The organism is Butyricimonas sp. (assembly GCF_019423355.1).
Lineage (GTDB): Bacteria > Bacteroidota > Bacteroidia > Bacteroidales > Marinifilaceae > Butyricimonas > Butyricimonas faecihominis.
Genome location: NZ_JAHZBP010000001.1, coordinates 123760 through 149653, shown reverse-complemented (window position 1 = coordinate 149653; position 25894 = coordinate 123760). Strand labels below are relative to the sequence as shown.

19 protein-coding genes are annotated in these 25894 nt (G+C 42.5%); 3 read left to right on the top strand and 16 right to left on the bottom strand.

What is annotated here, in order from left to right; all coding sequences use genetic code 11:
• Nucleotides 1-11: 11 nt before the first annotated feature.
• The 10 genes from QVC79_RS00625 to QVC79_RS00580 all read right to left on the bottom strand — a co-directional run bounded on the left by QVC79_RS00625 (nucleotide 12) and on the right by QVC79_RS00580 (nucleotide 10873).
• Nucleotides 12-782 (bottom strand): polysaccharide biosynthesis/export family protein, encoded by a 771-nt coding sequence (locus tag QVC79_RS00625; RefSeq protein ID WP_124317402.1) that lies wholly within the window; start codon nucleotides 780-782, stop codon nucleotides 12-14.
• Between the two features lie 22 nt (nucleotides 783-804).
• The gene (locus tag QVC79_RS00620; protein WP_124317397.1) at nucleotides 805-2730 is read right to left on the bottom strand and encodes a polysaccharide biosynthesis protein; all 1926 of its coding nucleotides are present in this window, start codon (nucleotides 2728-2730) and stop codon (nucleotides 805-807) included.
• Nucleotides 2731-2870: 140 nt separating this feature from the next.
• Nucleotides 2871-3629 carry a hypothetical protein gene (locus QVC79_RS00615; RefSeq protein ID WP_229782939.1) on the bottom strand — a complete coding sequence of 253 codons (759 nt, stop codon included), beginning with the start codon at nucleotides 3627-3629 and terminating at the stop codon, nucleotides 2871-2873.
• A 6-nt stretch (nucleotides 3630-3635) separates the two neighbouring features.
• Nucleotides 3636-4157, bottom strand: coding sequence for a UpxY family transcription antiterminator (locus QVC79_RS00610; protein ID WP_118304612.1), 522 nt, complete (start codon nucleotides 4155-4157; stop codon nucleotides 3636-3638).
• Nucleotides 4158-4782: 625 nt separating this feature from the next.
• A complete protein-coding gene (locus QVC79_RS00605) occupies nucleotides 4783-5727 on the bottom strand; it encodes a FimB/Mfa2 family fimbrial subunit (RefSeq protein WP_270595625.1) in 945 nt (314 codons plus the stop codon).
• A gap of 31 nt (nucleotides 5728-5758) precedes the next feature.
• Nucleotides 5759-7261 (bottom strand): Mfa1 family fimbria major subunit, encoded by a 1503-nt coding sequence (locus QVC79_RS00600; RefSeq protein ID WP_124315908.1) that lies wholly within the window; start codon nucleotides 7259-7261, stop codon nucleotides 5759-5761.
• Between the two features lie 16 nt (nucleotides 7262-7277).
• Nucleotides 7278-8681, bottom strand: coding sequence for a DUF3868 domain-containing protein (locus tag QVC79_RS00595; protein ID WP_270595627.1), 1404 nt, complete (start codon nucleotides 8679-8681; stop codon nucleotides 7278-7280).
• 6 nt (nucleotides 8682-8687) lie between these two features.
• A complete protein-coding gene (locus QVC79_RS00590; RefSeq protein WP_124315906.1) occupies nucleotides 8688-9260 on the bottom strand; it encodes a DUF3575 domain-containing protein in 573 nt (190 codons plus the stop codon).
• An 11-nt stretch (nucleotides 9261-9271) separates the two neighbouring features.
• On the bottom strand, nucleotides 9272-10297 hold the full coding sequence (locus QVC79_RS00585; RefSeq protein ID WP_124315905.1) for a DUF3868 domain-containing protein: 1026 nt from the start codon (nucleotides 10295-10297) through the stop codon (nucleotides 9272-9274).
• A gap of 12 nt (nucleotides 10298-10309) precedes the next feature.
• Nucleotides 10310-10873, bottom strand: coding sequence for a DUF3575 domain-containing protein (locus tag QVC79_RS00580; RefSeq protein WP_270595628.1), 564 nt, complete (start codon nucleotides 10871-10873; stop codon nucleotides 10310-10312).
• 697 nt (nucleotides 10874-11570) lie between these two features.
• Here QVC79_RS00580 and QVC79_RS00575 point away from each other — a divergent pair.
• Nucleotides 11571-12290, top strand: a complete 720-nt coding sequence (locus QVC79_RS00575) for a pirin family protein (protein WP_270595629.1) — start codon at nucleotides 11571-11573, stop codon at nucleotides 12288-12290.
• Nucleotides 12291-12389: 99 nt separating this feature from the next.
• On the opposite strand, the gene QVC79_RS00570 is transcribed toward QVC79_RS00575, so the two are convergent.
• Entirely contained in the window at nucleotides 12390-13853 is a 1464-nt protein-coding gene (locus QVC79_RS00570; RefSeq protein ID WP_270595630.1) for a sodium:solute symporter, read from the bottom strand.
• Between the two features lie 121 nt (nucleotides 13854-13974).
• Here QVC79_RS00570 and QVC79_RS00565 point away from each other — a divergent pair, with 121 nt between their 5' ends.
• The gene (locus tag QVC79_RS00565; protein ID WP_270595631.1) at nucleotides 13975-16941 is read left to right on the top strand and encodes an N-6 DNA methylase; all 2967 of its coding nucleotides are present in this window, start codon (nucleotides 13975-13977) and stop codon (nucleotides 16939-16941) included.
• The gene (locus QVC79_RS00560) at nucleotides 16925-17596 is read left to right on the top strand and encodes a hypothetical protein (protein WP_270595632.1); all 672 of its coding nucleotides are present in this window, start codon (nucleotides 16925-16927) and stop codon (nucleotides 17594-17596) included. The genes QVC79_RS00565 and QVC79_RS00560 overlap by 17 nt, the downstream gene beginning before the upstream one ends.
• Nucleotide 17597: 1 nt before the next feature.
• Here the strand turns inward: QVC79_RS00560 and QVC79_RS00555 are convergent, their stop codons facing one another.
• The 5 genes from QVC79_RS00555 to QVC79_RS00535 are packed head-to-tail and all read right to left on the bottom strand — an operon-like array spanning nucleotide 17598 to nucleotide 25854.
• A complete protein-coding gene (locus tag QVC79_RS00555; protein WP_124315900.1) occupies nucleotides 17598-17921 on the bottom strand; it encodes a DUF2149 domain-containing protein in 324 nt (107 codons plus the stop codon).
• Complete coding sequence (locus QVC79_RS00550) at nucleotides 17918-18520, bottom strand: MotA/TolQ/ExbB proton channel family protein (protein WP_124315899.1); 603 nt, start codon at nucleotides 18518-18520, stop codon at nucleotides 17918-17920. The genes QVC79_RS00555 and QVC79_RS00550 overlap by 4 nt, the downstream gene beginning before the upstream one ends.
• On the bottom strand, nucleotides 18520-19218 hold the full coding sequence (gene hmuT, locus QVC79_RS00545; protein ID WP_124315898.1) for an HmuT family protein: 699 nt from the start codon (nucleotides 19216-19218) through the stop codon (nucleotides 18520-18522). The genes QVC79_RS00550 and hmuT overlap by 1 nt, the downstream gene beginning before the upstream one ends.
• Before the next feature lie 2 nt (nucleotides 19219-19220).
• Nucleotides 19221-23600, bottom strand: a complete 4380-nt coding sequence (locus tag QVC79_RS00540) for a cobaltochelatase subunit CobN (protein ID WP_373289729.1) — start codon at nucleotides 23598-23600, stop codon at nucleotides 19221-19223.
• Between the two features lie 16 nt (nucleotides 23601-23616).
• The gene (locus QVC79_RS00535; RefSeq protein WP_124315896.1) at nucleotides 23617-25854 is read right to left on the bottom strand and encodes a TonB-dependent receptor; all 2238 of its coding nucleotides are present in this window, start codon (nucleotides 25852-25854) and stop codon (nucleotides 23617-23619) included.
• Nucleotides 25855-25894: the final 40 nt, after the last annotated feature.

The following is a 25894-nucleotide window of genomic DNA, read 5'->3' as shown; positions in this document are numbered from 1 at the left end:
CCGGTTCTAGGTTAACGAATTGCGATGGCAAGGATTGCCACCAACGTGGAAATACTCGATAAAACGTAAGGCAGAAATGCCCCGGCATTTCCTCCCACAATCCGAGCCTTATTGGGTTCGACATAGACCACGTCATTCTGTTGCAAGTAGAAAAAAGGCGAATGAATGATATTTTCCGATGTCAAATCCAGTTGGGCGAAAACTTTCTCGTCCCCGTCTTCTCGCATCACCAGCACGTTCTTACGCTTTGCATTAATTTGTAAATCTCCAGCCATTCCCAAAGCATCAAAAATGGAGACCCGTTCACTATTCACCTTGTAACTCCCGGGAGCTTTCACTTCTCCCAACACGGTTACCTTGAAATTCAAGTACTGGATAGTCACGATCGGGTTCTTCAGGTAGTTACTCAACTCCTTCTTCAATTTAGCTGCCAGTTCCGTCCGGGATAAACCTTCCACTTTAATCTTTCCCAACACCGGGAAATCGATCGTCCCGTCCGTGTCCACCAGATACCCGTAAAGTTGATCGTTACCTGTTCTCGTGTTGTTCTGTCCCAACCCGATCATCGGCGTGTTAAAAGGCAGGGCCGTCTCAATATCATCACAGGAAACCACGATTGATAATAGATCATCCACATGGATCACCGTACGATACTGCAAAGCTGCTTTCACTCTAGAATTTATCTTCACATCTTGCAGGTACACCACGTCCTTCGGGGAAGCGCAAGCCCCCAACAAGCAAACCAGCATACCGATAAAAAACAATCTTCCAGTTCCCGTCATCACTTGTAAGTCTTTATTTTAGTTAATTATTTATTTTATCCAGTATTTCGAACCGGGAGTTCTTCGATTTAAACTCCGGCACCACCTGTTTCATCAACCGCACGGTATCCTCAATCCGTACCGCCAATGCTAATTCCGCAAGTTGATCATAAGCTCTCAACACCTCGTCCCGCTTGTACTTCCGGACTCTTGCTACCCGAATTTTAGCATTCCCCGTCGGGATCGTGTTCTCTTCGTTACTTAAAACCTCCTCGTACAATTTCTCTCCCGGCCGCAAGCCGATAAACTTGATCTTGATATCCTCGTTCGGGACGTACCCCGCCAAACGAATCATCCGTTCCGCCAGATCGACGATCTTCACGGGTTCTCCCATGTCAAAAACGTAGATTTGATTGCCCGTACTCATCGTGGCCGCCTCCATCACCAACCGGCAAGCCTCCGGGATAGTCATGAAAAAGCGGGTGATTCCCGGGTCAGTAACCGTCACCGGACCACCCCGCTCGATCTGTTTCCGGAAATAGGGAATCACGCTGCCGTTACTTCCCAGTACATTTCCGAAACGAGTCGTGACAAAACGAGTTTTACCTTTCACTTCCCCACGCTCTATTGCTAATCCTAAACTTTGCACGTATATCTCCGCCAGTCGTTTGGAAGCCCCCATCACATTGGTCGGATTCACGGCCTTGTCCGTGGAAATCATCACCATCATGTCCACATTATACTCCACGCAAAAATCCGCCACCAGCCTTGAACCGACCACATTCACCCGAACCGCCTCGCAAGGGTTCTCTTCCATCAAGGGAACATGCTTATAGGCAGCCGCATGGAACACTACACGGGGACGATATTTTTCAAAAACCATCCGTAACCGTTCTTTCTGACGAACATCACCGACAAAAGGGGTGAACTTCAAGTTCGGGAAATTCCGTTCCAATTCCAAGCGCAACTCGTGCATCGGGGTTTCCGCATTATCAAATAACACCAGATACCCCACGCCAAAGGCAGCTAACTGGCGGCATAGCTCGCTACCGATACTACCTGCCGCACCAGTCACCATCACCACCTTACCCGCAAAATACGCCTCAATCTCCCTCGTGTTCACCTTGATCTCCTCCCGTCCCAACAAGTCCTCTATACGGATCTCCCGGATAATCGTCTTTTTCAAACCATCTCCCAGCACGTCTATTGGCGGGGAAAACAAGTTCTTTACTCCAATCCCCTGACAAAAACGAACCAACCGATCCGCCTCCCGACGAGCCTCCTCACGTGAGGGATATAACACACCGTTTATATTATATTTTTTCACAAAACGGGAGAAATGCTGTTCATCCTCAAAATAGTAAACCGGCAATTCCGAAAGCACGCAAGATTTCAGGTACCTATCCGGATTCACGAATCCCACCACGTGATAGTGCTTACTAGTGTGCATTCTCGTCTTCAGAGCCACGCTTTTATCACCGGTTCCGTAGACCAGTACCCTCGTCTTCCCTGAACCATACAGAGAGATCGTAAAATCATAAACCAGCACGAGCGTTACCCGAAAACCCACCAGAATCACCGATGTCACGAGAAAATCAATCACGGCACAGGCAAAAAGGTGTTGCCCGAACAGTCGAGAACCGGACACGAGGATCATTCCTGCCAACAGGAGTTCTTTTAGGAAAATTGCAAATCCCATTTTCCCAATGCTCTTTATCGTGGCGTGCCGGATGATATTCCGGTTCACCCTCAGTCCCCAGAAAACCAACAAACTAACCACGCAAGAACCGCCAATAATCACGCCATAGGTTAATCGGGAGAGATCGATGATAAAACTATCGGCAAAAAGAAGCGTGATAAACGAACTCATGACGGACAAAAAAATATCCACCAAGAGAATCGTGTAAGCATTCACATACTTCTTATTCTCGTGCAAACGATTACATACCGAGTGAAACGAGTATTTCATTTATTATTGGTATTTTGTAAAAGAAGCGCCTCCTCCAGTATTTAATAGCTTGATCCGGCGTATGAAGTACCGTTTAAAGGAGACGCTGTTACCGAGAGTTGCATGTCCCGGTATCGCATTTTTAGTGTGAATTGGTATATTTATTCTTTCTTTTCATACTTCGTGTTGCAAGCTACAAACTCCCGTTTCGCCAAAATATAAAACACCAGCCCCACATCAACAGAGGAGACCTCTCCCATCCGCACAAATTGTTCAATCATATCATCCTCCACTTGTCGTACCCGTACGGCCAACCGGACCCGCTCTTCTTTCAATCGCTCCTGTTCTTCAACGGGTAATTCCATCAAGCCTACCACGTTATCATACAAACAAATCGCATCCCACCATCCCAACAAATCGTCCCGGTGGTTTCCCCGCATATATCCCAAAGCTTCTGTCACCAATTTACCTGCCAATTCGCCACATTCCGCATCTCCCGTAAAATAATAACAATTACACAATAACCGGCAAATATTAGAAGTACGGCACGGTAACACCAGTTTTTGACTTCCCCAAGGTGTCAGTATATCGTAGGCAGCATCCACTCCTTTTTCCAAAAAATCCAAATCCGAGTACAACTGGTAAACGTCCATCAAGTCCGCAGCGTAACCGGCACGAAAATTTGCCGGAAGTTCTTTCTTCTGCACCAATACCTCATACCAACGGGCAATTTCTTTTGCCCTTTCGTGAATATCGTAAAGAACTCCAAACTCGGCCTCTAACCACGGATATATCCGCACCATCGTGTAAACCGTAAGATAACCGTGAAGATAAGCGGACAACTTGTCGGGAGAGTACGAACGGAAATTAACTTCACGTAACCGATCGTACAAATCATAAAATAAACCTTTCTCCATCATCTTTTTCTACTCTATTCGTTCCAAAAAGGAACCCGGAATATAGGAAGTTGCAATTGACACAACTCCTTCCAAACGGATGACTACACGTTTGTGTCCCATCAAACGAACCAACTCTCCTTCCAATCCTTGCAAGGGGCCTTTAATCACTCGTACCCGGTCTCCCCGTTTCAGATTTTTGTTTAACACCTCTACCCCGCTCGGGGAAAAATCCAACAAAAACATGAAATCATGCATTTGTTTATCGGGAACAATCAACGAGTGACGTCCCTCAATATCTTTCAAATAAACAATATTAAGCCCATGGTCATTTATTAATGAAAAACTTGTTGCTTTATCCGTGTGAATAAAAATCATCCCGTGAATCAAGAGCACCCGGATCGTCTTACGACCCAAAGGTGTTTCCCGCACTTGTTCTTCCTGAGGTAGAAAATTCTCGATACCCAACTCATCAAGCTTCTTCTTTATCCACAACTCCTGATTCACTCGAGTGTGAGCCACGTACCAATTTATATTCTTATTATCAACCATGTACCCTTTTGATTTCCCCTGTCAAGGTATTAAATCGAATTTTGAACAGCTTTCTCCGCTTTTCCTGACCGGACGCGCTTCGCGCATTAACCCTCGTACCGGCCCTGATTTATTTCCACGTGTCTCTATCGTCTCACTATAATACAGCGATTCAACGAAAGAAAGCTGTCCGCATTAAAAGTTTCAAAAAACGATCGATTAATGATATGATACTTAATAATAAATTGTCTAATCTTGTAAAATTGTAATCGTCTGATTGCTAAAAAGAAAAAAATTTTTGTTTTGATTTGCGCAATTCGAAAATTTACTATATTTGCAGAGCATTAAATGATCCTATAATAATCCTCTAAATTTTTCATAAACAATTGATTTTATTTTATTTATGAAAAGCAACAAATCCCTTATACATATCTGCAATTTAACCCTTATCCATACTTACATAAACGTTGCCCTACCCCCTCTCTAGCCCATACCCCAAACACAGGCACAACAAAAACCCAGCATCAACACTATTTCATGTTCATGCTATGTCTATGCTATGTTCATGTTTTGTACTTGAGGTAGAGCAACCATAGTCCACCCTTAAACCAAAGATTTCCTTACCTTGGTGTAAGCTTGGTATTATTTAAGACTCCAAATCCACGTCATTTATCCGTACCATCCAGTTATTGACTTTCATCAGGGGACAGATATAAGGTTTTAATTTATCCTCTGTGGCATCTAAAAAAAATATTAAAGTATATTGATCCTGCCTATCCAAGTATTCCTGCGGGGTCATTCCCGAGTAAGCCTCACGAGAGAGAAGCAAGTATTTCGTGAGAGGGATATCCAATACGCGTTGCCCCGTGAAACGATGGGTCAGAATCAAACGGGTATCATCATTTTCAAGCAGACGTAATGTATTTAATTCCGAATGCACGACCTGCAACCCGGACAAGTCGGCTACCGTCTGATAAAAAGGCAAGTAACACGTTTCAACCGAATCAAACGGCTGGCTTCGATGGTCAATCATCCCATTAAATGCCCTAATTTCCAGCAGAAATTCATCATCTGCAAATGGTGTCGGATTCTGGCCTTGCAAAACACACGTGAAACGGTGGGTTAACTTTATCAACGGGACTTCCCGAACCGTGTACTCTTCCGGAACTTCCACCCCTTCCAAACGGCCATGGAACAAAGCGGGTAATTGTTTGGATGACGTTCCCGACGCATCACATAACAGTCTTACCCCCGAGGCAGAACATTCGTAACAAGAATCCGTCAACCCGGACCAAACTAAAAAATTATACTTGCCCGGGGATAAGGATTCCAACTTCACCTGACAATTATTTTGATGAAGAGTAAGACTGTCGACATGCCGGGTTTCAATGTAATTTCCGGTCTCATCGAATATGAATATTGACGCATTTTTTAATTGGGTAAAAGCCGCATCTACGTTTAATATGTTATATCTATAAGACAATTTTAACCAAAAACCCGAAGGACAATCGGAGAGATCGTCATCTACCCATGAACAAGCAAAGCAAAGACAAGAAAATATTGCCAACCAGCATGCGCCAATCTTACTCATCATTATTACAGCTAAAAATTATTGTATCATTCTATTCCAACTCACCTTCTTGGTAACGGATATTCCAAGGTAAAACAGAGAAATCAACACTTAGGTAAGCATCGGATTCAATATCTCCCGGATCCACGTCAGGGATTCCTGTTCCCAGATCATTCACATTCGTGATCAATATCCGGTAAATATTATTACGCACGATACCAAATTCCATCACTCCCATCATTGCCGAATGATTATCCACGTGGCGAATGAAATAATTGTAATAACAGTGGAAACTGCCTTCTTCACTCTTGTTAAACACCTTGATATTGTATTTTTTCTGATCTTCGAGGCTTAATGAACCATCCGTTGGGACATTCGCCTTACCGATATCATGCACGGCTTTCAACGAGGTATAAAAATTATAGTTAAAATAATAGATCGTACTTTGCCCGTAAGGATCTACCGTGTGCCCTTCTTCATTAAAAGTTCTCTCTTCCGGTATGGAAACACTTGCCTTAAACACGATTCCCGTGGCGTAGGCTTTATTCTGTGCCGGACGATACATGCAGTTTTCCAAACAATACGTTGTCGTGTACGTGTTTTCAGCATTCAACACACTCGTGATATTATTACTTGCATTTTCACAATATGGTTGGGCATAATAATTGTCTTGATTCGTGAAATTCTCTGCCCCGGCCACCGTTTTATTGAAAAAATAAGGGTCTACGGCATAGCCGTTCGTGGCAGGAATAACCCCAAAATAATCATTCGTACAGGTGAAATCGGGCTTAACCAGATTCGTATCATCCGATCCGTCCGCTAAAGTAACCACGTGACGGAAAGTATAGAAATTCCGGCTCAAGTTGAAATAACGGTAATTACTTAAATTTATCGTGGCATATTGCCGGCCTTCCTTGTCCTTCATAACATATTCGTTCCGGTTTCTTGCCAAGCACAATTTGGCTACTACTCGTTCCAAGGTGATGGGTACCACCGTAATCTCTTCTTCCGCTTTCGGAGTATTCACCACCACGTTCAAATTGGCCACGGCACGATTGGCCATAATCAACGGACGAGAAGCATCTGTTGTTCCATTCTCGTAAGAATCCTTATCGACATGGCTTAAAAAATTATCCACGGAAGTGGCATTAATCATACTAGTCCGGTTAGCCACGGCAAATACATCATAACTCCCCGGATCAACCTTGATTTTTTGGTTGGAACGGTAAGTTACGGTTTGGTCAGATACCACCCGCTCTACCCCGATCTCGAAAGACTCTATGAAATTTTTAGTTTCCGAATGAAATAAATAGAGTTGCACTTTTTCAATTCTTGACTCGTTTTCGCTTCCCGGCACGGTCTCATCCGAACTTTCAGCGGAAGCCCGTCCAAGAGAAGAGGAGGTTTCCGGCACGGTAAATGAAAACATCACATTCCCATCCGTCACAACAACAGAAGGATTGCCCGACGGATCATCAACAGGATCTGCATCATTGATGCAACCTCCCAATGTTACTAGCGAAAATAGTAAAATACAATAATAAAATAACCTCATAACATTAAATTTTAAGTTAATATATAGTGTTCAATAATTTCAAGTTATAGCTTGCTTGCGGAAGTCCGAAAGATTCAGCCTCCTTGAATTTACTCTTCGCTTCCCCGTACTGACCTTTCAACATATAGGCAACACCCGTTGCCAGTGTTTTTTCTTTGCTATCCGGAGCCCGGAGCAAATACTTTTCCGCCGACACGACATCCCCTTGCATTAATGCTATACACGCCGCATTGAGGTTAGCCACCGGATTTTCAGGATGATATAAAACAGCAGTTTTAAACACGTTCATATATTGTTGACTCCCCTCGGGTAAAGTTTGTGCAATCTGGAACATCTCCTCGATACTCAGGTTCTTCGGCTGGGAGTGAAACACGATTCGCGCTTCTTCCAACGTAAAAGGTCTCACAACATACTTGATCGTGCATTCCGAACGTCTTAGTGCCGGAAACCACTTGCTCACCACGACATTAAACTGTCGGGAATAACGTTTCCTCAGCCGTTGTTCCTTTTGGTCGGGAGCAAGATCACTTTCAACGATACGTAACCACTCGTTGCTATTTTTTAACACGGAATCTCTCAACAAACGTCCTACTCCTTCCCAATCTTCCGGAGTATAATTTGTCGTGAAAAGAGAATCCGGAAAATCATACTGATCGGAAATATAATCTTTCAAGGCGGCCGTTCTCCCTTCCGCAAGCCGCTTGTTATTCATATACGGCCCCTCCGGTGATGCAAATCCATGAATATGAATACCGGAAATCGTGACAAAAGAATCCCGCTTTAATACATCAATACCCTCTTTGATTTTATACAATTCGGCAGCATTGTTTCTGAAATCTTCCAGAATATCTGTTTTGTTCAGGGGAAAATCCAGATAGGCACAAATCTTCTCATTCCGGTTTTTCACGTCTTCAACTTGGGGCGTCATAAATGCCAGTTGCGGGTGTAACTCCGACAACGTATTCAATCGTGCCACATCTTGGGAAAACCCATCCTCCGGCTCCCCGCAATGACACGAGTTCTCTTCAAGAGAAAGAACAGAATGGTTCATCCACTCCTCGAAGGGGACGGAACGTAAATATGCTATTGTCTGAACAGAATCATCTTGCCGACGGACCTCCAGATGACCCGCTTGAACAAATTGTTTGGAATTACGCAAGTAGACGAAATGTTGTCTACGTCCGTTAATATAGACTCGGGGAAATTCCATAAAATTCTTCAAACTATCACGTAGTTGCGGTATCAACACGAAAGATTCGTTCGACGCTAGTTTTCGCGATACATTTATTTGCATGGAGACAACTAGCTGTTTTCCCATACGGTAAAGTTGCGCCTCATTCACCGTAACGGTACTATCCTTCTGCCCGTGTGCAAGAAAAGAGAAGAGAAAGAAACATCCGCAAAGAAAAATGTGTCTCATAACCCTTTAATTAAAAACATAAACTATACTTAAAGAAAACTTATCCGGTCCGAAATAGTGGTAACTTTCTCTCTCCTTCCACGCTGCACACAAATCCGGACACGCATATTTATCGTAGCGGATATACTCGTAACCAATCCCTAAAGAAACCTCCAAATTCCAATGTCGATTCAAAATGAGGTGGTACCCGTAAGAGATACCGCCTCCTGTCAACCAGCCGGAGTAACGGTGATTTTTCAACCACTTGAATTTTCCCAATAACATATCTTTCCCACCAATATTGAATTGAGCCCCGTTAAGGAATACCCCGAAAAAACTCCCGTTAAATTTTTGGCACGTCCAGTAACGGTACTCTGCCTGTAACAACCAATAACGCTCCACGTATCTTTCCGTTCGCTTCCATGGACGTAAACTCCCGGAGAAATCAACTGTCGATCTCATCCCGAAAGCATACTCAATCCCTCCGTTCAGGGCCCCGTTGGCTAGAGAGAGCAAATTACTTTTTACCGCAAAATTCTGACTCCGGACCGTAATACTTCCGAAAAGGATGAGGAAGAAAAGGATCGATTTGATTTTCATGTTCGTTTTAATTATTGATTTAACTCAAAAAACAATTTCAAGTTATGATCTGCCTCCTCGCACCCCTCAGCCTTCGCTGACTTCAGAAGACGTATTCCCTCGTATGTGTTATCACACAGTAATTCGTACACCCCTCGGCAATTTTTGTAAGCAATGGTGTCGTACAAAGCCATCTGCAAGTACATACCCGCCATCCGTATATTCCCCCGTTCAATGGCCGCATTGGCCGCATTCAAATTAGCAACCGGGTTGGTGGGATATATCTTCACGCTCGTCTCTATAATCTTGTAGAATTTCTCCGGTTCATCCTTATAGCTTAAAGCAACCATGTAAAGTTCCCGCAAGGATAATAGATGCGGCTTTAAATTCGCGATCACTTTCGCCTCTTCCAGACTAAAATCCAGTTCCTTCTGGTTCCGCTCGTCGGTAGCATCACGTTCCGGTTCCAAATAACACCCCTTGAAACTTTTCTTACCCGATTTTATTGGCAAGTCGGCAACCTTTGTCGTGTCACGCAATACGTTTGGCAGATTTGAGGCATACCCGCCCATCCGTTCGATCTCTATTTCCCGCGAGGATAAAATCGTTGACTTGACTTTATGACCGTTTTCATCAAAAATTTCCGCCCGAATTGAAAGAAGTGAGGTTGACAAGATTCCTTCCCGGACAGGAATTACCGTTCTATAATCGATATATTGATTTTCAGGATTTATAGCCGCATACACTCCGGTAACCCCTGCCGACTTTTTGCGCTTCTGTAACATCTGTTCGCGTTTGTACATCAAATGAGCCCTTTTCCCATTGACCAGTATACAAGGCAATTCCGTTTGCCGTCCCTGCCCGGAAAGGATAGGGGTAAGCGTCACGTGTCCCCGGGTTTCCAGATCAGGAACACTCACTAACATATGCCAAGAAATAACCAGAGAATCCTGACGCACGTTGACTACAGGGGACTGTATTTCGCAATTAATCTCTTGGGCTGAAATTCTGCCTGTCACCCATAACAGGATAATTAGAACAAATACTTGGATCTTCATAAGACAATATTTTTACTGAATAAAATACACAAATGATACCCCGACATGCGTGACTCCCCAATAATTCTCTTTACGCTTATCTTGTAACAAATCTCCTTTTGCCGGACCGTATTGCTTAAAATTCAATCGAACATATCCTGCCGCCAGAGAGGTTTCGATACTCCAGCTTGCACTGATCGGCCACTGGTAACCACAGGAAAAACCACCCCCAACCACACTCCCTTGATAACGGTGCTTTTTCAACACGTTAAAGAGTGGCATTCCCCCGATATTAAACCGGCTATAATACATTTGCACCCCCACGAAACCACCGTCATACACGCCCCGAAACCATCTCTTGAACGAGGGGCGAATCAAGACGTGTTTCATCTTTTTATTATCCCCCCAAGTCCATGGGTTATAATTCAAATTCATTTCCAAACTGTACCATTCACCACATCGCATTTCACCACCAAGATTTAAAGTTCCCGTCATCCAAGGCAAGACGTTTGTCTTCACGGCAATCGTCTGAGCATTAACCCGGCAAAACGGCAGGCACAAGAATAATATTATAATAACAATCCATTCTTTTTTCATTCCTACATTTCATTTAAATTGACTGGTTAATACAAAACTTCGAATTATATTTCTGTTTCTCAGCTCTAACAGCACCAAATAAGAATTCATTTTTAATTTGACCTTTTTGCCATGTACCAGCTTGTAGACATGTTTTACAGGAACATTATATTTCTTGGACAGTTCATAATAGATCGATTTATTCTCTGATTGCCATATTTTTAACAACACGATACTCATATGATAACTATTTTGAAAGATGCGAAACATTTAGAACAAACAAGCCGCAAAACGGACATAAAATCATAGATAATCATTCTGTTTTTATATCATTAAACGAAGGTTTAATGATATCGTCTTTTTAGCGATATGTTAAGCCTGAGAACAGAAAGTACAAATAAATAACTAACTGAATAATCGAATTTTAAATGAAATATGAATTTTGGGGAAATAAAAAATTAGGATTAATCAATAATCCTTCGATTTTAGACACACAAAAATATTTATTTTTAAAACAAAAAGCAAACAAAACTTATATATATTTTATATTACCTCGCAGATTGTAAGCGCAAATAACTTATCAGAGCCTTTTATCACTCGTCTTCCAATAGAATAACACGTATTTTTGATAAACAAAAAATTGAAAGATCCCATTTATAACCTTTATATCATTTTTCCCGTATATAATAATAATTATGCACACAAAATAAAAAAGACTATGAAAACAATACTACATAAAGCCGAGAGTCGCGGTTTCTTCGACCACGGATGGTTAAAAACCCATCACACCTTTAGTTTCGCAGACTATTACAATCCACAACGCATTCATTTCGGGGCATTACGCGTACTTAACGATGACCGGATAGAAGGAGGTACCGGATTTGACCTACATCCTCATAAAAACATGGAAGTCATTTCCATCCCCCTGAAAGGCGACTTGGAACATCAGGACAGTCTAAAACACAAGGACACGATCAAAGAAGGTGAAATTCAAGTGATGAGTGCCGGAACAGGTATCATGCATAGTGAATACAATCGAAATGACGATCGGCCTAGTGAATTCCTGCAAATCTGGGTATTCCCGAACAAGCAAAACGTTCCGCCACGGTACGAGAACGCCGTGATTTCCGATTTAATCCGCAAAAACGAGATTAGTGAAATCGTATCTCCTTATCCCGGTAACGGCAAAGGATTATGGATTTATCAACAGGCATGGTTCTCGATCGCCGACTTGGACAAGGATTCTTTACAGCTCTACAAGATGAAATCAAAGGAGAGTTTGGGCGTGTATATCTTTATTATTGAAGGAAGTATCACGTTAAAAGACTTGACCTTGAATCGCCGTGATGGAGTAGGAGTGTACGATACCGATGAAGTCGAATTCAAGGTGACCGAAAAATCACGGGTACTACTCATTGAAGTTCCACCACATCAATAAAAATTTACAATTTGTGATTTTAGAGAGTCCGTCTAACAAGTCTTATCCAGTGTTTAAAACTACCCCCACCAGCTCCCCCTTACACAGGGGGAGAGCTGATTACCAAGCGGTATTTATTATTCTACCAGATGACTTGTCTCGAATAAGTAACAACCCAAGATAACAAAGCAGCCCGTTAAACAGGAGAATCTCGAAACCAAATTTATACCCGAAAAGAAGTTGTTCCGAGTAACAATTCACCACGTAAGAGATCACCGGTGAAAGCAAACATACCCAAGGAAGATATTTCTCCCGTACCTGATACTTTGTCGTTAAACCAAACGTGAAAAGCCCCAGAAGAGGCCCGTACGTGTAACCCACCGCTTTAAAAAGAGACGATATGACACTCGAATTATTCAATTCCCGGAAGAGTACAACCACGAAAATCATTAATAACGAAAATACGATATGCACTCCCATACGCTTTTTCTTCTCCTCCTTATTTCCCGGATCTATTTTCAGGAAATCAATACAGAAAGAGGTCGTTAAAGCAGTCAATGAGGAATCAACCGAAGAATAGGCCGCGGCAGTTATTCCCAACAGGAAAAACAAACCGGCCGTAGCCCCGAAATAATTCAGGGAAAGGAAGGGAAACACGTCATCAGATTTACCGGGTAACACGATACCTTCCCTTTCTGCATATATGTAAAGCAAGGCTCCCAGCATCAAAAACAACACGTTCGTCACCAAGAATAAAAAAGAAAATGAAAACATATTTGTCTTACAATCTCGTAAGGAACGACAAGTCAGATTCTTCTGCATCATATTCTGATCCAACCCATTCAGGCAAACTGTGATCGCCACTCCTGCCAAAAACTGTTTCACCGTATTCTGTCCCGACCGCCAGTCAAAGTCAAACACTCTGGAAAGAGAGCTCTCTTTTATAGCTGCAATAGCCGAAGAAAAATTGAAATCCAGCGCCTTGTTTACCACCACGATTGTCAAACCGACAGAGATCAGAATAAACACGGTTTGTAACGTATCGGTCCAAACGATCGTCTTGATCCCGCCTCGCACGGTATAAATCCACACGAAAGCAATCGTGATAAACACGGTCAGCCAGAAAGGCACACCTATGGCATCAAAGAAAGCCAGTTGTAACACACCGACGACCAAGAATAACCGGAAAGACGCACCCACCAATTGTGACACGATAAAAAAGAAAGAACCCGTCAACCGGGCCTTCTCCCCGAAACGAGTTCCCAACCAAGAATAAATAGAAACCAGATTCTGCCTGTAAAACAAAGGCAAAAGCACGAGTGCAATCACGATATACCCCACGCAATTACCGAAAACCAAGGTCAGATAAGTCCAATGCGTGTTACCGACCTCCCCGGGGATCGAGATAAAAGTCACCCCGGAAAGCGTTGTCCCGATCATCCCGAAAGCCACCAAATACCAAGGCGAATTCCGATTCGCAGTAAAAAACATCTCACTATTGACTTTCCTAGTTGTCACGAAGCCAACCAAGATCAACAATAAAAAATAAGCCAGTAAAACCGTTAAAACTAAACTCGTGGACACAGGCACTTTCTTTTAATTCCACGACAAATATAGTAAAATTTATATAAATTTGCTTTACCCACATTGAGTTATTTACGGAATTATTTGTTGACGATATTTTTTGTTCGTATATTTGCATATTATGGGAGTATTATCTGAAAAAATATCTCAACTAGGGTTTTCCGAGGAAGCAGGATTGCTGTTTTATGAAAAAAAAGAAATGTGGCTACAGTTAGCCCCTCGAGTAAAACATATTATTGATACAATAAAACCATTTGCTTTTTATTGTATTAATGGTTCTCCATTTATCTTATTTTTCGAACAACCGAAAAACGATGAGGAAGAGAAAATTATTCATCGTCAAATCTGGAACTCTCAAACTCCTATCATTATCATTGAGAGCGTAAACTCCGTAAAAATTTTCAATGGTTATGCATTCAACCAACACAAATTACTATTACAAGAGCTAACAGACGTAAAGAATATAGATAAATTCTCTTTTTGGAATATTGTGTCTGGAAATACATGGTATTTCTTTGAACGCGAATTTAAGAAAAAACGCTTGGATGAGTATTTATTGGAAAATATACAACATGTAACAGAGAAGTTGTGTTACAGTATCCCTCGACCTCTTGCCACATTACTTGTTCTTAGATTGATATTCATTCGTTATTTGATTGATCGGGGAGTTGACTTGAATTTCAAACATATTTCATATACCAAGGAACAAGCCAAGAGAGACCTCAATATAATTGCTGGAAATAAAGAACTCCTATATCGTTTATTCGGTCACCTTAAAAATCGTTTTAACGGTAATTTATTCGAACTCTATTTGGATGAAACAACAGGGTGCGAGGAAATAGATCTTATCGATAATAACACCTTACATACGTTACAGTTATTTATTGGGGGGAACAATATCAAGACAAATGAACTTGTGTTATTTGATATATACGATTTTAACATCATACCTATCGAACTGATAAGCAACATTTACGAAAGGTTTCTGGGAAACAAACAACGAAGAAAAGACGGTGCGTTTTATACCCCATCATTTTTAGTCGACTATATACTTAAATTCACTATAGATCCATATCTTAAAGATCATAATACATGTACGGTATTGGATCCGGCTTGCGGATCGGGAATTTTTCTCGTGGAAACTCTTCGCCGGATAATTGAACGCAATTTATCAAATAGACAGTTTATCGAATCAAATGCAGAGTTATCTTCTTATTTGACAAACCACATATATGGTATTGATAAGAACAATGAAGCCATTAACGTCGCAATATTTTCCTTGTATATAACTTTGCTCGATTATAAAAACCCGAAACAACTTGAAGGATTTACTTTTCCTCTTTTACGGGGAAGGAATTTCATTGTGGACGATTTCTTTAACAATGCGATAACTGACAACCTTAAAAATATAGACATTCAGTTCATAATAGGAAATCCACCATGGGGAAGCCAGCCGGGAAAAGACAATACGAATAACTACCATTCGAATTACGTAAGAAAAATCAACAAGGAAAGTAGGTGCAATCTAATTAGCGACTATCAAATTGCACAATCCTTTTTAATCCGCTCCAAGGAGTTTGCTTCCGAACGGACCCAATGCAGCTTAATCGTAACAAGCAAACTCCTGTATAATAGCAGCGCATTTGAGTTCCGGAATAAATTTCTCGTGGGAAACTGTAGCCTAAATCGAGTGCTTGAGCTTTCTCCTGTCAGATTTCACTTGTTCAATGGTGCTAATGCCCCAACTGCGATCATATTTTATTCGTACAACAAACCCGAAAAGGATCAAAAGCTTATTCACCAATCCTTAAAGCCGAATGCTTTTCTACAATATTTTCAAATCATTGTTTCTGAAAAATACGATACAAAAGAAATTCATCAAAGTCTGCTTAATGATTATGACTGGCTATGGAAAGTGTTAGTTTATGGAAATGTCTTGGATTTTCATTTAATAAAAAGCTATCGTTGTAACAAGGAAAAATTTGTTTCTCTTAACGATTGGATGCAGAAAGAGAGCATTTTTTCCGGTGCAGGATTTAAGATCGGAGAGAAAGATCGTAAAAAAGACATATCGGAAATAAAGAATAAACTTGTTGTCAAAGGGGCTAACTTTAAGTCCTTATACATTAACAAAGAGAACCTAAAGACATTCAACTTCGAATATCCTAATATAGAAAAGATTAATGGAGTTGGAAAATTAAAAGTATACAAAGCTCCTCATTTACTTGTCAAAAGAGGTGCTAAAGATATTCCGGTTGTGGCATATTGTGATATTGAATGTTGTTTTCCCAATACAGTTTTCGGGTTCGTATCCAACAGCAACAATATTGACAAATTGAAATCACTGGGGGCATTTCTTTCCAGTAATATCATATCATATTTTACATTCTGTCTTTCCACCCAATGGGGAATAGAACGAGATGAAGTAATTCTTCAAGATTATAAATCGATTCCGATTCCGATATTATCTGAATCCGAAAATAAAAAAATTGCACATAAATTCACTCAGGCTACCACTGAAAGAGAAAATTATTTCAACCAAATATTACGTGACTCGGAAGAACGAATACCGAATTTTGATCATGTCGTATCTGAGTTTTACGACTTAGATGATCAGGAAAAATGTTTAATCGATTATAATAAAACGGTATCCATTCCTCTGTTTCGAAATCAGATTTCACCTTATAAAAAATTAAAGAGGCTTGAATTTATTCCATATGTAAATGTTTTCATTGAACATTTCGAAGAGATTTTCAATGAGGATGGCAATTTTTTTGAAATAACGATTCATCCCGAAGTGGCAAATAGTCATTTTGCCGCAATTGAATTTAAGATCGTCAAAGATAAACCCCAATCACTCATAAACAATAGTAAACCAAATGAATCCATGGATTTCTGGACTAGATTTTCGATCACCAAACATACCCAGTATTTTTATGAGCAAAAAGACATTATCAACTTCGAAAAAGACTCATTTTACATCATAAAACCCAATGAATATAAAAACTGGCATCCTGCAATTGCTTACCTCGATTTAGGAGAAATTATTGAATCGTTCTTAAACTTTAATGATGAAGAATATGATTGATGTAAGTAATTTCTCCCGTGTTCATTTTGTGAAACACAAAGAATTCAAAAATATATTAACCAAAATTGTCATGTGCTATGAGATGATGTGTAATGATTGTGTTACACAAAAGAGAACTTTACCGAATAACGAAAATCAACTTCGAGATATATTACATTATGAATATCTTAATCTCAACCAAATTAGAGCGAAAATTAAATTAAATCAATATTTATTCGTTCCTGAAGTTCCCGAAGATCACAGGAAAGATAACACCAGGGGAAGAGCTGATTTAAGAGTAATCATTAAATCGAGGTCATTCGAGAACCCTCAAGAACACTTTACGATTGAATGCAAACGTTTAGATGGAAATACGTCTTTAAATGAAGCCTATATTGTTAATGGGATTCTACGGTTTGTAAATGAGAATCCATTATACTCATCTTATTATGGAACGAATGGAATGCTGGGATTTGTTGTAAAAGATATAAATGTAGCCAATAATATGCATGAAATAGATAATCTACTTTCTAATAAACACACAGAAGCTCATGTCATAGACAATATCGTATGCGAAGATTCAGTTCCATGCTGTTATAAGTCTACACATATATCTCAAAACAAACCTTTACGATTATACCACTTGATGTTAGACATCTCTCATGTTGTTGAGTAATTCACTCCGGAACATAAATAATTTCACCATTTTCAAGTTCATACGCGATACCCACCTTCTTCCCTCGTTTCCCCGATTGGTTCTGATCTTCGGAAGGAGTGTACCGGTTGATCTTTTCGCCTTCCTTGGTAATAATCTCCATGTTCTCCTTTCCCGGATTCTTCACCATCGTGAAATCCTCTGTCGAAAGCATCTCCGTCATATTATACCTTGTCACCAAAGCCACCATCAGGGCCACAGCAAACACCATCGCCACGTCAAAAAGATTCGACACCGCACTAATCGGATCCGTCTCATCCTCCTTTTTCAATAAATTGCGTTTCATTTCTGATCATTTTTCTCGTTCAACACCTCCACCAGACACTCCAAGTTAGTCATATCCTGTAAATACCAGCGTTGTTTCACCTGTTGGGTCAAGAAACCGATCGCACCAGCCACCAACCCGATAACCGTCGTGGCAAAAGCCACTTGCATATTATAAGCCATAGAAGCAATATCCCCCGTCGACAAACCGACCAGCGCAGGTCCCATCGGGATCAAAGTTCCCATCAACCCGAGGATAGGTCCTAGCTTTCCCAATGTTTTAGACGTGGCCAAATCCTTATCGGCAGCAATTTCAAAATTAGCCAAAAGACGTTGTAATTGGGCTTTATTCTTCTGTTCCTCCAAAATCCGTTTCATAAACATCACAACTAAAGAATGATTCTTCTCCGGCAACCGATTGGCAAAATCATCCACATTATTCACATGCAATTTATCCATTTGCTCCCGAATCAATTTATCCGTCTTACGAATAGAAACATACTGGCCAAAGAAATTTCCCACCAATAACAAAGAACGGAAAAACAATAAAATCAACAATACAACAACCGGGACCAGTAACCCGTTTGAGATCCAGAACATAATATCAGAAATCGTATTCATTATCTTTTCAATTTAAAAATTAGTTTCCTTTTAATTACAGATATAATCCATCCCGCAACAGCTCCCACTAAAAATAAAATAGTAGATCCGGCCAATGCCGACCAGTCCACGTCACTCACACCCTCTACCGCCGTTCTCCCATTTACCGTGGCAATAATTCCTAAAATAGCAACCAAAGCATTCGTCAGGAAAAACAACTCCAAACGCAAATCCTCTTCCGGCAACAGCCATTTGATTAACCATCTTCCCAAAGGGATAATCACGAAAACAAATGCCCCGAAAAACCAAGCAATTAATTTAAACGAAACCCCGGGAAAAGAGAAAACAGCTTGCGTCAGACCGAAAAACAAGACCGGAATAATCAACACCCCCGGGAACCAGTACAACAGGCGATATGCCAGCATCATACGTTTCTTCACCGGAGAATAGTTGGCCACGTGAACTGCCAACAGGCAGAATGCCATTTGCAAAACAATCTCCAAGGTTAACACGACGGAAGTATCCAACATCAATTGATTGTCAGACAGCCAATCGGCAATTTGAGTTTTTGACTGTTCAATCGCGTAAGGCCACATCAGGATCACGAAGATCGCGGCAATACCGGCAGCGGCCCCCACCGCCACCGGTTTCCAGAAGGTCTGTTTCAACAAAAAATTAAAAGCAGTCAATAGAATCAGAATCCAAACAATTGTATCCATGATTATATATTTTTACGTCTTCTTCTCATCAATACAGCCAAACCGACCAACACGACAATCACCCCTCCCACAATCAAAGGCGTGTTCACCTTATTCGTATGTTTTTGCGTCTCAGAAGCAATTTCATCCTTCTTCATCACAACACCTTTGGACTGATCTGCCGCCACTTCCCGCACATTCTTTATGCTATTCTGATATTGCTTGGCAGCTTCGGGAGTCGCTTTAGACGCGATAAAATCACGTAATTTGGCATTATCGCATACAAACCCGGAACAAGCCGGTTTATATTTCTGAATCAAATCCGTATGTAAATTCGATAAATCAGCCAATTGCTGATCTGTCGCCTTCCACATTCCCTTACGCGCTGTCTCCATCATCACGGCCGTGATTTCCTGTAAGGCTGCCGGGCTCTGTTTCTCGAAGAAATCCTGTACCCCCAGATTAAATTTATCCCTCACATACACGTTGTAAATCTCATCCCACATCTCGTTATCGATCACCGAAGGTTTCATCACGTTCCAACCGTATGTATTACGGACAATTTCAGCAAAACCGGCTGCAGAAGTCGCTTCTCCCTTCATCTTCTCCTTGATATAAGAAGGGTTGAAAATCGTGGTTCTCGACTCCACGCCGATAGCCTCTTTCACCTCCTGCATCTTATTGTTATTCCGGTTCCGGTAGTCACTGAGATAAGCATCCGGATCTTTCCCCGTCACGTTGCGAACCGTCAGGTTCAAGCCTCCCATAAACTCGTACACGTGATCCAAACTTAACGCTCCCCACGTGTTACTCTGCCGGGGTTGAACCACCACGTCCGTACGGGTCAAGGCCGCCTCGAAAGCAAACTGCTGGAATTTCTCCCAGTTCTTCTCGCTACCGTAATAAGCACCCATGTTATTCAAGTAGGTGGCTGCAATTTCCGATTCATCTTCCCAACGGTCTCCGGCATCAACCATCCCCTGTATTCCGGTTCCGTAACCACCATTCGCACCCCCGAAGACCCGGAAAGTTGAAATCTCACGGGCATCTTTCGGGGAAATACCTTTATCAATCAACGTCTTTTCCGCTTCCAGTACCCCGGCCGCCACTTGATTCTCGTATTGGTCATTCTTGGCTGCTGCAGCCATCTCCACGGCCCGGTTCACCAAGAAAAGACGAGAGGCAGCAATATCCCGTAATTGTCCGGAAGTCTGTACAACCACGTCTATACGCGGACGCCCCAAATCAGCCGACGGGATTAATTTCAAATCACTCACCCGCCCGAAAGCATCCCGCACAGGTTCCACTCCAAGCATATACAACACTTGGGCAATCGTGGCCCCGCCCGTTTCAATAAACTCTCCGGACCAAAGCGTGTAACTGACCTTTTTCGGGAACTCCCCGTTATGTCGTTTCTGATACATCTCGATTGTACTCTTTGCCAACTGCATTCCTTTTTCCCAAGCTGATTCCGTCGGCGTTTCCTCTGCATTTATAGCAAAAAGATTCCGTCCCGTCGGCAAAGTATTCGGGTTCACGATAGGATCTCCCCCGGGAGAAGGAGCCGTGTAACCGCCATTCAAGGCGTTCATCAACGACTCCAACTCACCATCCGGACTTTCCTGTAATGCCCGCTTATAATTATTCACGTTTTTCAACGTCCGTTCCACTTCCATAATAGCCAACGCCTTATTCACCTCTTCTTTGGAATATTCCTTGGCTTTCTTTCCCATCATCGCCTTCATCATGGCACTCATATCCGGGTTTCCTCCAGTCCCCTTGTTCCCCGGCATCTCTCCCATCTTCGCATTCGGGCCTTTTTCACCATTCTCCCTTCCCATAGCCGCTTTCATTTTTTCCAAAGCCTCTTCGGGCGCTCCCATCTTTTTTGCCATCTCCAAACGCTCTTCGGGAGTCTTCCCCTCACCCATCTGTTTCATCATATTCTTCATCATTCCGGACATAGGATGTCCTCCCTCTTCCTTCTTCACAGGCATAACTTCCGGTTGTTTCGCCGCGGCAGCCATCATCATCGCCATCATCCCCTTAGGAGCATTCCGGTCTTGATCGATTTCACGAGCCTGCGCCAACTCTTCTTTCGTGATACCCGCCACCCGACAAATGAAACCATCATCCACTTTCTCCTGACCATTCAGCAGTCTCCCCACCAATCGCTTGGCCGGATCGAGATAACGCTCGGTAAAAATAGTTTTCCGTTTCAACACATCAGCATCCGCCTTACCTCTCAACCGATCTAACCCGAACAACCCGTAAGCTATCGGATCGGTTGCCATCGAGTAAACAGACGATTCAATGCGGGCAGCCTCGTATGGAACCCCCATCGTGTACAATTGTCCGGTAACCTTCTCCGCCGCCAACTCATCCGCAAAATTCTCGATCTTCAATATTTCCTCTTCCGTGTAGGGAACATTCAACACGCTATCCAACCCCAACTCCCGATGCATTCCCAAAGAAACAGCTAACTCCTTCACCGACAAGGCAGCCTTCTCCACCTCCTTCAGGTCAGCCGTACCTTTCTCCGGGTAGGCTTTCTGATTATATATCTTTATTCTTTCCGTCAGATTCCGATAAATGCCCCTCACGTTACTCTCCATAAACGGGGGAGTCAAATAAGATTGCAACACGCCATACCCGCGACGTTTGGCAATCATCCCCTCACCCACATCACCGATAGAATAGATGTAAAGATGAGGCACGCTGCCCACCAATCGATCGGGCCAATCCAAATCACACAACGCAGCTTGTTTTTTGGGTGTAAACTCCAAACTACCATGCGTTCCGAAATGAATCATGGCATCCGCCTTGAACCCGTACTGCATCCACAAATAAGCGGCCACGTAGGAATGAGGAGGTGCGACATCCGTCCCGTGTACAATCTGGAAAGCATTATCCCCACCTCCGGCTGCCGGCTGTGGCATAATGACCACGTTCCCGAACTGTATGCGGGATACCCCTAACTTACCATCGGCAGTACTCATGTATTCCCCGGGAAACTCCCCGAAAGCAGCTACCACCTCGGCATATTTTTCCGGCCGTAAAGCCTGTTTCACCCAACTCTCGTACTCCTCTTTTGAAATCAGCAGAGGGTGACTCTCTTTCAGAAAACGATCCATCACCCCGTTCGCGTAAGTACCGAACACGGCTCCTTCCGCCATGATCATCTTCTCCAATTCCTTGGAATTTGCCGGAAGATTCTCGACCCTATATCCCTCTTCCTTCATCTTTTTCAAAAGATTATACAACGAGGGGACCACTTCCATTCCGGCAGCACTCATGGCACTTTGTCCCGGACCTTTATAATAGTAAATAACAACTCGTTTCTCGCTATTCGGCTTTTCCTTCAAAGCCAACGTCTTCTGAATATTTTCCACGTATGTCTTCAACCGTGAAGGAACTGCAAAAGAATGACGCAATCCCTCTTTATCCTCGTACTGGGCAAAGAGTGCCGACGTCCGGATGGCCCCGTCAATTTCAGGGGTAACGATACTCTGTGACATAAATCCCCCGGACATCCCCATCGGATCTTGTTCCCATTCTTCTACCAGACTATTTACGGTCAACGGGGCAAACAACAGGATATTACGTTCCTCCAGATATTTCACGACCTCATCTCCCAGCCTGCCATGAGCCATATTGATAATAGCATCCGGGCTAATTTCACGCACAAAATCAAGCAGACGCCGTAAAGACAAAACCGGGTAAACATTATACCCCACTCGCTCCAATGTATCAATCAATCCCGTAGCATCTGCCATCTGCCCGGTCACCACGATCTTTTTCGCCCCCTCCTTATATAATTGCTTACTCTTCAAATACTTCTCGTACTCTTCCACGGAAATAAAATCAAGCTCGTCTCCCGGCTTATCCATATCGACATGATATAACACATCCGAAGACCTCTCGATCGGGACTCCCGGTTCTTCCACGGAAATCAACTTCTTATCCATATTCTTCCGGATATAGTTCAGCATATTCTTGTAATTCCGTCTTCCACCGCTTCCCAGATAACCCCGCAAAGCGACTTGGTCAACAGAATCAATCGTGCATATATTATTCGCCGGATTCGTCGCCATTGTCGTGTACACGAGTACACCTTTATCTGCCGCTTTCTGTATCTGCTGCCGCTGTTCCTCCACGACACGCAGCCCCATGCCATTCACAAACACCATATCAAAACCGGACAACCGATCCAGTTCCTCCACGGGTACCTCCTGCAATTTAATAAATGAATTGTCATTCGCCTTCGCGATACCTCCCATCGTAATCGTCTGGAAATTCACGAAAGCAATCTTGGTGGTTCCGAACCAGACGTTGTACGCCCAGATCCCCAACAAGACGATAATTAAAAGACACCCCAACGCAAGCCACTTTTTTCTCATCAGTATTCTCTTTTATGGATTATAATTTTAATAAATCTGCTATATTCACCGACAACGTCCCGATAAAACCGATCCCCCTCTGCGGGGTCACCGATTGATCGGCTGTCACATTTTTATCCTTGAAATCAAACAGGTTATCAATACCTGCCGTAAAACGGAAACCTCTTGGGAAACGGGCGCCGAGATTCAAAGAACAGAAAGTCCGGCTCTCATATTCATTTTTCACGTAACCACCCGCACTATTCTTGTACCATGTCTCCACCGAAGACATCCACCGCCCGTTCAAGGCTGCCGACAAAGCAACCTTCCCGAACGTCTTGGAATAATTTGCCGTAAAAGTCAAACTATGCGGACGATCACTCGCCATATTATACCCATCCACTTCGGAATGTACATCAATATAAGCATAAGCACCTTTTAGGGTCAATCCATTTTTAAAACGGAACTGCGCCATCACGTCAACACCCGTTCTTGTTGCATCATCTGCATTATAATATTGCTGATCTTTCCCGTCCGAGGTCAAGCCCAAAGCGATCTCGTCAAAAAATCTCGTATAATAACCGGAGACGGAACCATTAAAAATTCCTTTCGTCACCTCGGCCGAAAACGTTCCTTGATGACTGATCTCAGGCTCCAAATCTTCGTTACCGTATATCATGAAAAATCCCTGCCCGCCCATATCATATTCACTATGCAATTCTTTCAAAGATGGTATACGAAATCCCATCCCGTAGCCACCGCGCAGCGTCAAAACACCATATTTATACATCAACGAAATTTTCGGGCTGGCGTGGAAACCGTATTTTGAATGACAATCCGAACGAACCCCAGCCAACACGCTAAACGAATCACTCACCTCATAATCTTCCTGCAAATACAAAACATACGTCTGGGCATCAAATTTCTTCCCCGAACCGTTATCAAACCAATAATGTTGCAATTTCTGCGTATTCACTTCTATCCCGGCCGTCAAGGTATGTTTTTCATGGATATACCCGGTATAATTCAACCGAACGGTATTGGTTAAATCTCCAAAAACCTTTTTAGAAGGCAATGAAGTGGTATAAACGTAACGCTTTTCGTAATTCTCAAACACATACGAGAAATCCAGTATATGAGAATCATTAATAGCATAATAAACCCGAGGATTTATACTGTAATTGGAAAAGCGATCCTTCTCTTTCTGCTCCACGTACTCCAACACGTCATTATTATAATATGTCCCATTCAATGAGATCCGAAAATTCTCGTTAAACGTGTAACTCAACTTCTGATTTGCTTGCCAAATCTCGAAACCATTTACACTGGACATCCCTTTCTCCGAAGTATCCGCAACCACGGAATCTCTCCCGTATATATCCTTATAATACGAATACTCGATTTGCCCTTCTTCATCTTTTAAAGCATAAGCATCCCGTTTACGGTAGGAAAGAGATGTCAATGCAGAAAAACGTCCTTGTTTAGTCCCCAAAGACAGGGAATATTTACTCTCATCATTATTTCCATAACGCACAGAAACGTTTCCCGTAAAAGGACGATTCGCATCTTTCGTAATAATATTCACCACTCCCCCCATTGCCTGAGAACCGTAAAGAGTAGACATCGGTCCCTTGACAATCTCAATACGTTCCACATTATCCATATCAATCAAACTATAATCAATATTATTACTGGACCCCTCTCCGGCAACACGTTCTCCATCAATCATAAATAACACGTATCCTCCGGCAGATCCTTGGAATTTCAACTCCGGCAATCCGGAACCATGGGCCAGCCCGAACTGCAAACCCGGCATTTCATATTCCAGTAAACTTTGCAAATCCAATGGATTCACCTGTGCTATATCTTCCGATGAAATCACGCGGGTAAGCACCGGAACATCCTTCAACGGTTTCAGCGTACGGGTTCCCGTGATCACTACCTCATTCAACGCGTTATTACTCGACTCCAACACGAAACGATACAAACTGTCAACCCCGGGGGTCACTTCCCGCTCTTGCGGTTCATAGCCCGTGAAACTCACCCGTAACACACACTTATTCTTCGATGACAACTTAAAAGAAAACTCCCCTTTAGCATTTGTCCCGGCCCCGACCACCGTTCCTTTTACCCACACGGATGCTCCCGGCAATCCCTCGCCCTTCTCATCGGTAACAATTCCCTGCACTTTAAAAGAAGGAGCCTCATTGGTACGCTCATCAGCCATCAATGCTGATGACAAAAGAATAAAAAACAATATCAACAAATCACGCCTCATAAAATTCTTTTTTTACGGAAAAAACCGTAAGAGAAAGACT